Genomic DNA, 14,584 nt, shown 5'->3' with positions numbered 1-14,584 from the left:
CTTAGCACCAGGCACCGTACAGTACGACGAGCAGCAACCGGATCAACCGGAGATTGTCATGACTCAACCGATCGACGCGGCCTCGCCGCTTTGGTTCTACGATTTCGTGTCGCCGTTTTCGTACTTGCTGCTCGAACAGCACGACAAATGGCCGAGCATGCCATTCACGCTCGTGCCGATTTCCGTCTATGCGCTCTACCGGCATTGGGGACAGCGCCCCACGAACGAGGTCCCGCAAAAGCGGATGTTCACCCATCGCCATGCATTGTTCCGTGCTGAGCAACTGGGGATTCCGTTCAAGATGCCGCCTGCGCACCCGTTCGATTCGACGAAGGCGCTGCTGCTGGCCGCCGCGATTGAAGCGGACGTCCCGACGGTGTGTTCGATTTTCCGTTTCATCTGGCGTGACGGACGTGATCCGTCTACGCCGGACGGGTTTGCCGACCTGTGCCAACTGCTGAATTTGCCGCATGGCGAACGGTTGATCGAACATCCCGACACGAAGGCGCGCTTGCAGCGCAACTTCGACGATGCACTGGCACTCGGCGTGTTCGGCGTGCCGACGTTCCGGCTCCATCGCCAGCTGTTTTGGGGCGAGGACGCCTTGCCGATGGTGCTCTATTGCGCGCGTTCGCCGGGCTGGCTCGAATCGCCCGAGGTCAAGCGCGTGAGCGCGCTGCCTGGCGGGTTGGCTTCGTGACGCAGCCGACACGCCGTGAAGCGGGTCCCGGCGCGCAGTGGCCGATCGACGAAGCGCGCAGTGCGGACGGGCTGGATGTCTGGCTGCTGCGCGTGCTGCGCACGCTGCTGACCGAGCGCAGCGTGACGCAGGCAGCGTTGCGTTTGAACCAGACGCAACCGGCGATCAGCACGGCGTTGCGCAAGCTGCGCGAGATGCTGAACGATCCGATTCTCGTGCGCGGCAAGACGGGCATGGTGCCGACCGAGTTCGGCGCCTCGTTGCTCGGGCCGACGCAACGCGCGTTGCGCGATGTCGACTTCGTCGCCACGCCGCACGGCAACTTCGATCCGGCGGCGACCCGGCGCGTCTTCCGTATCGCCGCGCCCGATTACTTGAACGACTTTTTCATGCCGACGCTGATTGCGCGTTTTCGCGAGGCGGCGCCGCTAGCGCGGCTCGAGATCGATTCGCTGAATCCGGCGCTCGATCATGAGGCGGCGCTCGATGCGGGCGAACTGGATCTCGTGGTGGGCAATTGGCCGAAACCCGATACGCGGTTCGAGCGCAGCGATTTGTTCAGCGATACGGTGGTGTGCATGATGCGCGGCGATCATCCGCTCGCGCATGAACCGTTGACGCTCGACGCGTACCTTGCCGCGGCGCATCTCGCGCCCACGCCGTACAGCGGTGCTCGGCGCAACGCCATCGAGATCGGTCTTGCCCGAGCGGGCGTGACGCGACGCGTCGTGACGACGCTGCCGTATTTCGGCCTGGTGCCGCAAGTGCTGCTTCACTCGGATCTGATCTTTACTACGACACGTCGCTTTGCTACGCACTATGCGCGCATGCTGCCGTTGGCCGTGCGCGAAGCGCCGATTCCGTTTCCGCGGATCAAGTGCTATCAGATGTGGCATCCGCAGTCGGACCGGCCGCATGACATTGCGTGGTTGCGTGGGCTTGTCGGTGAGGTTTCGGCGCAGTTGGCTGTGCGCTCTCGTCGGCGGGAAGAGCAGAGGTAAGCGCGCCGGCGATACCCGCCTTCACCGCGCCCCCGTTCTCATCCGTTCCGCGATCCGATACTCGGTCGGCGAAACCGATAGCCGCTTGCGAAACAACTTAGCGAGCCCATCGCCGCTCGCCACCCCGCAGCGGCGCGCGATCTTATCGACAGGCAAATCGGTCGAGACGAGCAGCCTGCAGCTCGCATCGAGCCGTGCGCGCAGCAAGCATTCCGACGGCGTAATACCCATCTGCGATTTGAACCGGCGCAAAAAGCTGCGCTCGCTCATGGCGGCCATCTCCGCCGCCTTGGCCACCGAAATCGGACGCCTGTAGTTTTCGCGGATCCATCGCGCGGCTGTGTCGATCTTGTCGCGCGTGCCACCATCGTCAAGTTCCCCGAGCACCGCCCCAAGCCGCGGCCACGCACCCGGCACCGACCGGTCGGCGACCGTCCGTGCCGCCTGCGCCCCGCGGTCCCGCTTAACGATCGACAACGCGGCAGCCACGGGCCCGAGCGGATCGTCCAGGGCCACGGGATGATCGGCATGCACGGCGGCGTGGGTGACTTGCGGCGCACCGAGCGCCAACGAGGCAGCCGGCGTGCATGCGCTCTGCCCGTTCCCGGCGACCGCGGCCGCGAGAATCGCCGCGCCTTCGCCGATGGCTTTTACCGTACGCGTATGCTGCAGCAGCGCACGCAAGCGGCGCAGGAACGATTCGTCCGACGCGAGGCGCGCGGCACCGCTTCCGTCGGGGAAGAACAGCGCATGCAGGCCGGCGGCCGTATAGGCATCGAGATTCTCCGACCAAACGCGCATGGTGGCGCTGCTGGCGATGCTGCCGCCGGTGCGCGACACGACGGCAAGCGCGTAAGGCTCCACGTCCTCGGGCACGCTTTCGGTGTCGTCCGCGAGCCGGAATACTTCCGCGATGGCGCTCGCTTCGACGAGCGAGAAGCCGTCGAAGACAAGGATGGCGATGCGTTTGACCATGGCTGAGTGGGCGTGATGCGCTGCCCATGCGCGAAGCAAGCGGCACGAACTCCATGCGTCAATCGTATCCCCCGCGCGGCACCCGTACGGCGCCCGAGTCGGAAAAGCGCGAGATCTTGGCAGTTCGCTTCGATACGGCGGCTGAGCGGGTGCCGCAGGCGCCGTTGGCATGCTCGTTGCCGAAATACCCATACGGCCCGGTTCGTTCAATCGCTGGCTCTGGCTGCCGACCAATGTGGCCTCGACAACACAGCGATGACGATCGAGCCTTTATCGTCGCTAGAGGAGCTTGGCCAGGCCGGCGATGATTCGTGAGGAACCCCGTCATGCCTTACGCGAGTACCGGGCCCGCGCGCCTGGGTTGGTGGCGTGCCAGTGCGCAAAACGCGGCGAGCGCGACGCGGCGGGTTGCCATCGTCCTGTTCGATGGGTTTTCCCTGCTCGGTGCGGGCCTCGTCGCCGAAGTCTTTCACGTCGCGAACGAGCTGGCTTCGACCCTCGCGCATCATGCGCAGGCGTATGACGTTTCGTTTCTGTCGGCCGACGGCGGCAATATACGGTGCGCTTCCTCGGTCAGGGTCTGGACCGACGGCCTCGACGCTCGCCACTACACAGGCTTCGATGCGTTGTTCATCGCCGGGGGCAAAGGCGCGCACGCCGCCGCGAGCGACGAGCGGTTGCTCGGCTGGCTGCGTCGCGTGCAGACGAAGACAGCCAACATCCGCCCCATCGGCGAGGGCAGTTTGCTGCTCGACGCGGCCGGTATCGGTGCGATCGAGAAGGGTTATCGCTTCGGCCCTTATCGGCGGCTGTCGAACCAGAACGATGAATCGCTCGATGCCGATGAGCAGCTGGAACCGATGAAGGGTGCGCTGTCGATGGTCAAGCGCGACCTGGGGCTCGATATCGCGCGCGGTGTCGCCGAGCGCCTGATGCCGGGCGCGAGTGCGCGGTTCGTGCCGCTGCTCGGCGATGGTTGCACGGCCAGCAGCAGCGAGAAGATTCGGGCTGCCGCGCGCTGGCTGCAAGACAACTGCGAACGGCCCATTTCGATCGCGGATGCCGCACAGGTGGCCGCGATGAGCGAGCGCCACTTTTTGCGGCGCTTCAAGCTGGAGCTCGGCACGACACCATCGGACTATTTGCTTCAGGCGCGCCTGGCCATCACCTGCGCGCTGCTTGTCGATTCCGAACTTCCCGTCGACAAGATCGCACGCCGCAGCGGCATGGGCAATGGCGATCGACTCGCGAAGATCTTCCGCAAGCGGTTGTTGATTTCACCCACCGAGTTTCGGCTGCAAAGCCGGCGCGGCACTGCCGGCTGAGCCAGGGGGCAACCGCGGCAATCGCGGCAATCGCGGCCGTCGCCCGCCGTCCGTCCGTTGTCGTTCCGCATGTCGACGGCCTTGCGTAAGCAGGTTCATCACTTCCCGCTCCAACGACAAAAAATCCCCATTTCGAATGCCACTAGGCAAACCGATCCGTATTTCAATAAATCGGGTGCCGCCATTCCGAATGAGAAATTGGGAAATGTGGAAATGGAGAAAGAGAATGACGGATCCGTATATGGGAAATTTCGTAATCGAAAACGTGATGCGGTTTGTCGATAAATTATTTTTCCTTTTTTTGCTGGTTTTTTGTCGGCGAAATGATGCGGTCGATCCTTGGTGCGTGTATCTGGAGGGGCAGGTATCGAGGTTCGGCGCAGATAGATCGGAGTCGGCAATTTAAAACATCGTGGTTGAATCGAAACGGAAGCTTCGATGCTTCACGGGATCGTATTGCCTGAATGATTGAACTCCAGAGATGAAACTGTAACGCCCCGTCGATTAAGGCGGATTCGAGCGCGTATCGAATCGTGAATGGTCGGGCTGAGCACGACGTGACAAGGCCGTGAACGAATTCGATGCGATGAGTGATTGAGAACACGCGTCTCAGGCGGTGGTGTCCGAGGTGCGGTCTACAAAGGCGACAATAAACATGAAGAACAACGTGAAGAACACACTGAGGTGGTCGGGAAGCGATGCGGCGCAACGTCATGCGGCGCCCGGCCAATGGGCGCCGATTGCGGCGGCGGCTTTGGCCGCGGTGCTGCTCGCCGGTTGCGGCGGCGGCAACTCGTCGGTGAGCGGCGGCACGGCCGCGAACTCGGCCGCCACGCCGGCACCCAGCGCGGCACCGAGCGCGGCACCGAGCGCGGCCGCGACGCCTGCCGATCAGGCATTGACCGATACCGACATCTACGGCACCGGCCCGAACGATTCGGTGGCGGATGCGAACGAGGCGGTCGCCGTCTCGCACCACACCGTGACGATCGGCGGCAAGACGATTTCCTACACGGCTCGCGCGGGCCACCTCGCGACGATCGATGCCTCGACGTCGCAGCCCAATGCGAAGATGTTCTATGTCGCCTATACGGCCGACAATCCGGATCCGAGCAAACCGCGTCCGGTTACGTTCTTCTACAACGGCGGCCCAGGCTCGTCTTCGGTTTATCTGCTGCTCGGCTCGTTCGGCCCGAAGCGGATCCAGTCGTCGTTCCCGAACTTCACGCCGCCGGCGCCGTACAAGCTGCTCGACAACCCCGACAGCTTGCTCGACCGCTCGGATCTCGTCTTCATCAACCCCGTCGGCACCGGGTATTCGACGGCCATCGCGCCGTTCCAGAACAAGGATTTCTGGGGCGTCGATCAGGACGCACATTCGATCGATCGCTTCATCCAGCGGTATCTGACGCTCTATAACCGTTGGAATTCACCGAAGTTCCTGTTTGGCGAATCGTACGGCACGGCGCGCAGCGCGGTGGTCTCGTGGGTACTGCACGAAGACGGCATCGAGCTCAACGGGATCACGCTGCAATCGTCGATCCTCGACTACTCGAATGCCGTCAGCGCAATCGGCCTGTTCCCGACTCTGGCCGCCGATGCCTTCTACTACAAGAAGGACAGCATCTCGCCGCCGCCGACTGACTTGCCCACCTACATGCAGCAAGTCATGAACTATGCGACGAACACGCTGATGCCGCTCGTGCAACCGCCGAATCCCGCGGACAGCGGCTTCGTCAACACGCGGTTGAACATGACGCTGCCCGTCGCGCAGCAAATGCAGCAGTATCTCGGCATGGATCCGATTTCGCTGATTCAGGAGTACGGCAATCCGGCCGGCTTCGGCAACTTCTTCGGCACGCTCGTGCCCGGAACGGCGATCGGCCAGTACGACGGCCGTGCGACGTCGATCAATACGGGCATCGGTCCGTTCATCCTGCCGAACGCGGGCAGCAACGATCCGTCGATCACGAACGTCGCCGGCGTGTACACGGTCGAGTGGAACGACTATCTGCACAACAGCTTGAAGTACACGTCGACATCATCGTTCGTGGACTTGAACGATCAGGTCTTCAACAACTGGGATTTCAGTCACGTCGATCCGACCGGCGCAGCGAAAGGCGGCGGCAACACGCTGTACACGGCCGGCGACCTGGCCGCGACGATGACGCTCAATCCCGACCTGAAGGTGTTCTCGGCCAACGGCTACTTCGACGCGGTGACGCCGTTCTTCCAAACCGCGCTGACGCTCGCGAGCATGCCCATCGATCCTTCGTTGCAGTCGAACATCATCACGCGCCGCTATCCGTCGGGTCACATGATCTATCTCGACAATGCGTCGCGTACGGCGATGAAAAGCGACTTGGCGGGCTTCTACGATAGCGTGATGGCGAACCGGACCGCGCTCATGCGCGTCTTGAAGCGGCAACTGCGCGGGAACAGCGGCCAGTAGGCGGTCACGACCGAAGCAGGTAAGGGGGAGGGAAGTCAACCCCGCTCCCTTGGGCGCGCAGCCGGTGTCTCGGGCTGCGCGTCGCGTTTTATGCAGGAAGGCGGACGGCCGTTATGCCCAGGCCAGCCGGATGCCTACGAGCACGAGCACGGCGGCGAGCAAATTGCGCAGCAGCGCCTCGGGCGCGCGGGCGGACAGGTGGCTGCCGATCACGATGCCCGGCAGCGAGCCGATCAACAGCGAAAGCAGCATCGCGATATCCACCGACCCGAGCAGCCAGTGGCCCATGCCGGCCACGAGCGTGAGCGGTACCGCGTGAGCGATATCGGAGCCCACGATCCGCGCGGTCGCCAGCGCCGGGTAGAGCAGTAGCAAGACGGTCACGCCGATCGCACCGGCGCCGACCGACGTCAACGAGACAAGCGCGCCGAGCACGGCACCCGTCAACACCGTGTAAAGCATCGTGCGCGCCGGGCCGGCGTGACTGGGGGCCCGCGCCGCGAGCGCGGCGAGCTTGGGACGGAAGATGAGTGCGAGAGAGGTGATGAGCAGGGCGATACCGAGCACGTGCTGGATCAGCGACATCATCGCCGGCGAATGCATGCCGTAACGTTGAAGCAGCCACAAGGTGAGGGCGGCAGCCGGCACGCTGCCGCAGGCCAGCCGGCCCGTTACGCGCCAATCGATTGAACCCTTCAGACCGTGTACGAGCGTGCCCGTCGCTTTGGTGACGGCGGCATACAGCAAATCGGTGCCGACGGCGGTAGCCGGATGGACCCCGAAAAGCAGCACGAGCAGCGGTGTCATCAACGAGCCGCCTCCCACGCCCGTCAATCCGACAAGCATGCCCACGCCGAGGCCGGAAGCGGAATACAGCAGATTAATGTGGGGCATGACCATCGTGCTAACGGAATCTGCGGCGCGGCCGCGGGATCGGAGTGCACGATTGTAAGCGGGGGCCGTCGCGTTCGTTAGAAGCATCGGCCATATCGTTAGCACGTTCGGAGATAACGGCGGCCACGGCCGCCGAAACCTGGCGAAACTTGACGAAGCTTGACGGTGGCTGCGCGAACCCTCGCCGTCGCGCAGCGCGTGCTGGCGTGCGTGCTACAACGTGCGGGCGTGAGAATGCCCGGCGGCGCGAGGCTGCGTGACGGCGCTCACCACGATGAGCACGATGATGTTCAGGGCCAGAGCGACGAGCCCGATGTTCACGTCTTTGAGTTTATCGGGCAGGAAGGGGAACCACTGCGCGATCGTCGCGTGTGTAAGCGTTGTGTAAGTGACGACGGCCACGCCGGCCACGATGCCGGCGAATGCGCCTTGCCGGGTGACCCAGTTGCGCGCGGCCAGGCTCGTCACGACGGCCGGGAACAACTGCGTCACAAAGCTGTATCCCATCAGCAGCAGCGCCACGATCGTCTCTCCGCCGCGCAGCGTGAAGAAAACGGCGACGAGGGCGATGACGGGTACGAGAACGCGCGCGAGCTTCGCCACGGTGGCATCGGGCGCCTGCCGGTCCACGGCGCCGCGGTAGACGTCGTTGGCCAGCAGCGTCGCGGCCGCATTCAGGATCATCGAGCCCGGCACGAGGGCCGTCAGCACGCCGGCCGCCCCGATCACGCCGACGAACCACGGATCGAACGCTTGGAGCGAAAGGCGAAAGAGCGATAGATCGATATTGCTGCCTTTCAGGCCCGGCACCTTCAAGGTGGCCGCGAAGCCGACGAAGAACACGAACAGCAGGATCAGCTGATAGAGCGGCAGCACGGCGGCGTTGCGGCGGAAGATGCGCTCGTCTCGCGCCGTGAAGATCGAGCCGAACGTATGCGGCCACATGAAAAAGCCGAGCGCGGTGAGCAGCACCGTCGATTGGAACCAGGCGACGCTCGAGCCTTTCTCCGGGAACGTGAGGAAGCCGGGCTTGGCCGTATCGATCGCATGGAACATCGGCGAGAAGCCGCCGTAGAAATGGATCGGCAGGTACACGCCGAGGAAGATGACGATCGCGAGAATCATCAGATCCTTCAGCACCGAGTTCCAGGCCGAGCCGCGCACGCCGGAGACCGTCACGTAGGCGGTGACGACGATCGCACCGATCCAGATGGCCGCCGTCGGCGAGATGGCGCCGTAGGACGCCGTCGCCACGATGATGCCAAGGCCCTTGAACTGCAGGACGAGATAGGGCACGAGCGCGACGACGTCGACGATGGCCACGAGCACGCCTAACGAGGGGCTGGCGTATTTGCTCGCAAGAAAGTGGGGCTGCGACACAAGGTGATGCGATTTGGCGTAGCGCCAGATCGGCGGCAGGAGCCAATACGAGAGGATATAGGCGAGTGTGGCGTACGAGAGGATGTAGTAAGCGGCGGCGCCTTTGCCGTAGGCGAAGCCGCTGCCGCCGAGGAACGTGAACGTCGTATAGATTTCGCCGGCCATCAGCAAAAAGACGAACGCCGTGCCGAAGCTGCGGCCGCCGACGGACCACTGCTCGAGGCTCATGTCATGGCCGTGGCGGGCTCGTACGCCGAGCGCCAGCGCGACGATGGTGATCGCGGCGATGATGAGGAGTGCGCTGCTCATGAGCGGGCCTCCTCGGCGCTTTGGGCGGATGCGCGATTGATCGGATCGAGCAGATAGACGAGCCCCATGATGACCGCGCTCATCACCACCCAAAAGACGATCCATGCGAGCACGAGCGGCATGCCCAGGATGAGCGGCTCCACGCGGTTGACGAATGGGACGCCGAGCAAAATGCCGATGAACGGCAGCGCGGCCAGTAACCGAAGAACCATGAAAATCACTCCTCTCAACGAAACACCGGGCCGCCCCAGGTTTGCCTGCCGCCGTTGAGGGGCGGCGCATCGCGCGCATTCTTGGGGCGCTCGGTATGAAGGGTGGTGCGGGCGAACGACGGTTCAGTGTCGGGACACTGCCATCCGACTCTATGCCGTTTCCGATCGCGCCGTAAACAATTTCAAAAAGATGTGCGATGAATGTGATGAATGTTGCGACGGCCTGACTTGACCGGTGGGACGGGTTTCGGCGGTGGCGCCTGTACAAGGGTTGAGCAGCCGGCACGGGAAGGCCGGATTCGATGAATGGACACCGATGCTGAGGACGGGAATTCGTAGGCGACGATGCGAGGCGTTCGTGGTCATGCGGCACTGCCGCATCGGTGAGGCGGCCGCTGATGCCGCGCGATGATGGCGCCGGCCGAGCGGGTTACATTCGCGCAGGGCCGGAAGCTCCGCGGGCACTACCGTCAGCCGAAGTCGTCCGCGCAGGCACGAGCGTGCGCGGACGGGACGTCGGACTCACGCGACCCGCAAGCGGCGGCCAGGTGCCGCACGCCGCACCGAGTGTCGCCACCGAGCGTCGCGCTACATCGAGATGCCTTGCATCCGATGGGCGAAGCGGGCCCGTTCGGCGCGGTCCATCAGCGCGAGGAATTGGTCGACTTGCATATGGACCAACTCTTCGTGATCGCCGGCTTCGAAGAAGACGTCGGGCTGCTGCGTCAGGCTTTCGTCGAGATAAGTGATCATCCCGTATTCGGTGCAGACGGGCGGTAGCGCACCGGGTTCGCAATCCTTGAACAGCTCGCGCATGTCCGTTTCGCTTGCGAGCGTCAGGTGGCGGCCCGTCATTTCCCAGATCTCGGATAGCCTGACGGCGTGCGTCGACGGCAATACGGCCGCGACATAGCCTTGCTCGTCTTCCAGCAGAACGGTTTTGGCTAGACGTTCGCCGGGCACATGGGCGGCCGAGGCCGTTTCAATGCTCGAGTGGCTGTAGGGATGATGGAGGAGTTCATAGCGGCAGCCTTTGCTCTGCAGGCATGCCTCGAGGGTGGCAGACATCGACATGGCGGACCTCCGTCGGAGGAAAGAACGATCGGCCGCGCCCGGCAGGTCTGCGCGACGCGCGAGGGCGGGGTTCTCATAGAATAGGCCGTTTGCGGGATGGTGCCGGGAAATGTCGTGCGCGGCACGGCTGCTCCTCGCTACGATGGGGCACACGCCGCATGTTGCAACGTTCACTCCCGCATAGCGATGCGCTTGGCACCCAATTGACCTGCCGGAAGCGCATATGTTCTTGAGATAGCGAAAGGAACACTACATACCATGAATGATCCCCTCTCATCGTTGCACCGGTCGTCGCGTATTGGCCGCGAGTCCGTCACGACGGCGCTCGAGTTGCCCGGGTGCCGCATCGAGCGTTCTCTCGGCGTCGTGCGGGGTATCGTCGTGCGCTCGCGTTCGGTGATTGGAGCGGTCGGAGCGTCGTTGCAGACCTTGTTCGGGGGCAATATCACGCTCTATACGTCGCTATGCGAACGGGCGCGGGCGGATGCGTACGAGCGCATGGTCGAACATGCGGCGGATCTGGGCGCAAACGCGATCGTTGCGGTGCACTACGACGCCACGGAGATCGCCACGGGGGTGACGGAAGTGTTGTGCTACGGGACAGCCGTTCATGTGCGGCCGTCTGCGGCCTGACGCTAGCCGTTGAACGGGTTCAAGACGCGGGCGCCGGTGCCCGCGAAGTCGTCGACATTGCTATGACGCCGGAGCGGTGACTCCCTCGGAACCGCTGCGCCGTTGCCTAGCCACCGTAGTTACGCAGCCGCTCCAGATCGACGACGGTGACCCCGCCGTATTCGAGCCGAACGACTCCGTCTTGCTGCAGCGCCTTCAGCGATTGATTTGCGACTTGGCGCGTGATGCCGGACAGCAAGCCCAGTTCCTCTTGCGTGATTTCCAGGTAGTCGCCGCCGCCGGGGTAGAGGACAGGATTGAACAGCGACGCGATGCAGCGGGCCAGACGCGGCGTTGCATCCAGCATTCGGTCGTATTCGAGCAGCGCCATGAAATGGCCGAGCCGTTCGTTCAACTGCCGTACGAGGAATCGATTGAAGACGACACTGTGCTCGACGAGCCACATGAACGTCGAGCGATCCATGAATGCCATGCGCGTATTGCGCAGGGCAACGATGTCATAGCGGCGCGGCTCGTTCTTCAGCACCGTGCCTTCGCCGAACCAGCCGCCCGCGGGCACGCCCGTGAAGGTGACGCTGCGCCCTTCGCGCGAGACAGTACCGACTTTCACGAGCCCGGTGACGACCCCAGTCCAACTCTCCAGCACGGTGTTCTTCGGGCAAATGCACGCGCCGCGTGCGAACGTCTTTTCCACGATGCCCGCGCAGGCGCGTTCGGCTTCGTCCTCAGGCAGATCGAGCGACCACGCCGCAATATGCGCAAGCCGCGCACGGGCGATCCCGGGGCGGCCTTGGTCGGTATCGTGATCGGCGTTGAACGTCGTCATCGGTGGGTGGCGCCCGTCGCACCGGCCGGGGGCGTTGGCTCGGCCGGCTTCGATGGCTTTGTCGCCGCCGGCGCACCGCGCTGCACGCCCACCGCGAGCGTGCTCACCCGCCGGACTTCCGGCGAATCAAGCCACGCGGGGGAGCCGACGCACTCGATGAAGAGCGCCGTCGCATCTTCTCCCCAGAACAGCTCGCCGTCCAACGCGAACGTCGGCACGCCGAACACATCGAGCGCAATCGCGCGATCGGTATTGTGCCGCAGCCTGTCTTTGACGGCCGGCTCTTCCACCGCTGCGACGCCTTCCGGAAAACCCATCGCCTCGCACAGCGTGGCGAACCCTTCGGCTGAGCCTACGTCATGCCCGTCGCGCCAGATATGGCGGAAGATGCGGCGGATCACGTCGAGCGAACCGCCCATCGCGATTGCGAGCCGCAGCGCCTTGATTGGATTGAACGGGTGCGCGGGCGGCATCCGATAGTCGATGCCGAGCTTTTGCGCGCGATATAGCGCGTGCCGGTAGGTAAACACGCGCTTCGCCGCGATTTCGGCTGGGCCTCGCTGCCCCCAATGGGCGAGCACTGCACCGAGCACGATCGGCGTCGGCTCGACGGTGAGCGAGGCGGGCAGCTTTTCGAATTGCTCGAGCTGAAGATAGGCGAACGGCGAAACGAAATCGAAGAACCATTCGGCGGTGCGTTCGGTAGCGTCTGTGGACATCGTATGAATTTCCTCGAAAGCGGCAATCGACAGTCGCAACTCGGCAACTCGGCAAGCGGCAAGCGGCAAGCGGCAAGCGGCAAGCGGCAGCCGGCGATTCGATCGGCAGGCGTCAGCCCGCCAACGTGTGCAGTGCTGACGAAACCACGAACGGTGCGGCGGTCATGGCCCGCACGTCATCGAGTGTCGCATGCGAAATGATTTCGCGCAGGATCAAGCCATCATCGGTCACGTCGAATACAGCGTGTTCGGTGACGATCACCTTCACGCAGGCGCGCCCCGTCAAAGGAAGCGTGCAGCGCGGCAGGATTTTCGAGCGGCCGTGCTTGTCCGTATGCGCGAGCGCCGCGATGACTTTCGGCGTGCCGTAGCACAGGTCCATCGCGCCGCCGATGCCGGGCCACCACTTGCCGTCGCGCTCGCACGCCCAGTTCGCCAGATTGCCGAGCGCATCGACTTGCAGTGCGCCGAGGATCGTCACATCAAGATAGCCATTGCGCATCGCACCCAGCGACGTCGCCAGATCCATCAGCGCGGCGCCGGGCGGCAGCGTGATGGGCTCCGTGCCGGCATTCGTCAGGTCGCTGTCGAGCGCAGCGAGCGAGGGCGGGCCGCCGAAGCCGAACGCGCCGTTTTCCGTATGCAGAATGATGCCAGCCTCGGGGGAGAGGTAGTGGGCCGTCAGCGTCGGGATGCCGAGGCCGAGATTGACGACTTCGCCGGCGTGCAGCTCTTGGGCGCAGCGCGCGGCGATACGGTGCTTGGGGGCGGCAAGGTGGGCGGATGTGAGCATGAATGGTCTCCTCGATCGCTTTGCACGCGCGCGACAATGCGACGCTACGCGTGTTTCCAATATGAGCGGCAGATCTCGTTCAGGCAGCCGTGGCGGCCGCGGTGGCCGTGGCGGCGTCTTGCGGCAAGCGGCCCAGCTTGGCCCATTGCGCCTTGTACATCGCGTGCTGCGCCTCGAGCGAGAGGCCTTGCACGACGGCGTCGACGAAGACACCCGGGCAACCGACGCGTTCCGGCGCGAGGGTGCCGACTTCGACGATTTCGTTGACTTCGACGATCGTATAGCGGCCCGCCATCGCGATGTCGCGCTGGTTTTGCAGCGACGTGCCGCGAAACTCGACGTTGCCAAACGTGTCCGCCCGCCATCCCTTGATGATCGAGACGTCCGCCGTCAACGGCCGTTCGAGAAAGAACTCGCGACCGTCGAGTGTGACTTTATCTTTGGGCGTGCCCCGCGCCGGGAATACGCCGGGCTGATCGAGGATGCCGATGCCGACGGGCACGAGTACGCCGCCGAGTCCCATCGCGCCGGCGCGCACTTTCTCCGCCCATGTTCCCATCGGAAAGAACTCGGCCACGCGCACCGCCTCGTCCAGATAGGCCACGGTCGATTCTTCCGTCGTGCCCACGTGCGTGCCGATGAACTCGGCGAGTTGCCCGGAGGCGAACAGCCGTGCCTTCAAGAAGCCGCCGCGCAGCCCGGGCGTATTGGCGATCAGCGTCAACCCGCCGATGTCGCTCGCGAGCAGCGCCTCGATGCAGCAGGCGGCTTCCCCTGCGCCGACGAATTCGCCGAGCATCAGGCGCATCCCCGAGCGCAGCGGCGCCAGTGCTTCGTCGATGGATTTGACTTTGTTTGCGTATGGCATCGTCGTCTCCTTCCTCTGTCCGTGTGCGGCATGGGCGGCGCATGGAGCGCAATCGACGGTCCCGCCTGCACCCGTGTACCGCTGCGGCCCAGTGTAGGCGTGCCACCCCGCGCGGGTTGTCTTCTGGATGACAGTTGCCGCGGAGCACCGCGCGTCACCTCCGGCCGCAGGTGGGCACGGGGCATGCTCGCTCCGTCGTTTGTCCCTTTGTCCCTGTTTCCGGGAAGACCCCATGATCATTCGCCGTTCCGTTCGGTTCGCCGGATTGCCGGCCTTGGCTTGCCCCTCGATCGGCGAGGCGGCATGACGCTCGGCTGTCCCGAATGCGGTGCGCTGGAAGATACGTCCGCGTTGGCCGGCCGTACGCTCGCGCGTTGCCATACCTGCCACTATCCGCTCGAGCGCGCGAGCGGCCGCTCGGTC

General features: G+C 64.2%; 13 protein-coding genes and 1 pseudogene. 5 read left to right on the top strand and 9 right to left on the bottom strand.

The genetic code is table 11. The annotated features are described in order from the left end of the window. The first annotated feature begins 58 nt into the window (after window positions 1–58). Window positions 59–700: a DsbA family protein gene (locus ACTHL0_RS11205; protein ID WP_440566808.1), complete on the top strand. Its 642-nt coding sequence runs from the start codon at window positions 59–61 to the stop codon at window positions 698–700. 44 nt (window positions 701–744) lie between these two features. After that, window positions 745–1,701 (top strand): LysR substrate-binding domain-containing protein, encoded by a 957-nt coding sequence (locus ACTHL0_RS11200; protein WP_440566820.1) that lies wholly within the window; start codon window positions 745–747, stop codon window positions 1,699–1,701. A gap of 21 nt (window positions 1,702–1,722) precedes the next feature. Here ACTHL0_RS11200 and ACTHL0_RS11195 read toward each other — a convergent pair whose 3' ends face one another. Further along, a complete protein-coding gene (locus tag ACTHL0_RS11195; protein ID WP_440566807.1) occupies window positions 1,723–2,676 on the bottom strand; it encodes a helix-turn-helix domain-containing protein in 954 nt (317 codons plus the stop codon). Window positions 2,677–3,002: 326 nt separating this feature from the next. On the opposite strand from ACTHL0_RS11195, the gene ACTHL0_RS11190 reads away from it, so the two are divergent. Both ACTHL0_RS11190 and ACTHL0_RS11185 read left to right on the top strand, forming a co-directional pair. Then, window positions 3,003–4,001: a GlxA family transcriptional regulator gene (locus ACTHL0_RS11190; protein ID WP_440566806.1), complete on the top strand. Its 999-nt coding sequence runs from the start codon at window positions 3,003–3,005 to the stop codon at window positions 3,999–4,001. Window positions 4,002–4,656: 655 nt separating this feature from the next. Continuing rightward, window positions 4,657–6,453, top strand: coding sequence for a S10 family peptidase (locus ACTHL0_RS11185; RefSeq protein ID WP_440566805.1), 1,797 nt, complete (start codon window positions 4,657–4,659; stop codon window positions 6,451–6,453). 111 nt (window positions 6,454–6,564) lie between these two features. Here the strand turns inward: ACTHL0_RS11185 and ACTHL0_RS11180 are convergent, their stop codons facing one another. The 4 genes from ACTHL0_RS11180 to ACTHL0_RS11165 form a co-directional block, all read right to left on the bottom strand. Then, window positions 6,565–7,353, bottom strand: coding sequence for a sulfite exporter TauE/SafE family protein (locus tag ACTHL0_RS11180; protein WP_440566804.1), 789 nt, complete (start codon window positions 7,351–7,353; stop codon window positions 6,565–6,567). A 207-nt stretch (window positions 7,354–7,560) separates the two neighbouring features. Beyond that, window positions 7,561–9,036, bottom strand: a complete 1,476-nt coding sequence (locus ACTHL0_RS11175) for a sodium:solute symporter family protein (protein WP_440566803.1) — start codon at window positions 9,034–9,036, stop codon at window positions 7,561–7,563. Then, window positions 9,033–9,248: a DUF3311 domain-containing protein gene (locus ACTHL0_RS11170; RefSeq protein ID WP_440566802.1), complete on the bottom strand. Its 216-nt coding sequence runs from the start codon at window positions 9,246–9,248 to the stop codon at window positions 9,033–9,035. The genes ACTHL0_RS11175 and ACTHL0_RS11170 overlap by 4 nt, the downstream gene beginning before the upstream one ends. A 588-nt stretch (window positions 9,249–9,836) precedes the next feature. Next, window positions 9,837–10,322: an aminoacyl-tRNA deacylase gene (locus ACTHL0_RS11165; protein WP_440566801.1), complete on the bottom strand. Its 486-nt coding sequence runs from the start codon at window positions 10,320–10,322 to the stop codon at window positions 9,837–9,839. A gap of 258 nt (window positions 10,323–10,580) precedes the next feature. Between ACTHL0_RS11165 and ACTHL0_RS11160 the strand changes: the two genes are divergently transcribed. Beyond that, window positions 10,581–10,955, top strand: coding sequence for a YbjQ family protein (locus tag ACTHL0_RS11160; protein ID WP_440566800.1), 375 nt, complete (start codon window positions 10,581–10,583; stop codon window positions 10,953–10,955). Window positions 10,956–11,061: 106 nt separating this feature from the next. Here ACTHL0_RS11160 and ACTHL0_RS11155 read toward each other — a convergent pair whose 3' ends face one another. From ACTHL0_RS11155 to ACTHL0_RS11140, 4 genes and pseudogenes are all read right to left on the bottom strand, one after another. Further along, on the bottom strand, window positions 11,062–11,781 hold the full coding sequence (locus ACTHL0_RS11155; protein WP_440566799.1) for a Crp/Fnr family transcriptional regulator: 720 nt from the start codon (window positions 11,779–11,781) through the stop codon (window positions 11,062–11,064). A 74-nt stretch (window positions 11,782–11,855) separates the two neighbouring features. Beyond that, window positions 11,856–12,500: pseudogene (locus ACTHL0_RS11150) on the bottom strand (2-hydroxychromene-2-carboxylate isomerase); the annotation flags it as partial. A gap of 112 nt (window positions 12,501–12,612) precedes the next feature. Next, the gene (locus tag ACTHL0_RS11145; RefSeq protein WP_440566798.1) at window positions 12,613–13,293 is read right to left on the bottom strand and encodes a 3-oxoacid CoA-transferase subunit B; all 681 of its coding nucleotides are present in this window, start codon (window positions 13,291–13,293) and stop codon (window positions 12,613–12,615) included. Window positions 13,294–13,372: 79 nt separating this feature from the next. Continuing rightward, window positions 13,373–14,161, bottom strand: coding sequence for a CoA transferase subunit A (locus ACTHL0_RS11140; RefSeq protein ID WP_440566797.1), 789 nt, complete (start codon window positions 14,159–14,161; stop codon window positions 13,373–13,375). Between the last annotated feature and the right edge of the window lie 423 nt (window positions 14,162–14,584).

This window comes from Trinickia sp. (assembly GCF_051961175.1).
Lineage (GTDB): Bacteria > Pseudomonadota > Gammaproteobacteria > Burkholderiales > Burkholderiaceae > Trinickia.
Note: the sequence above shows the minus strand (reverse complement) of the source record. Positions and strands in the feature narration are given on the sequence as shown.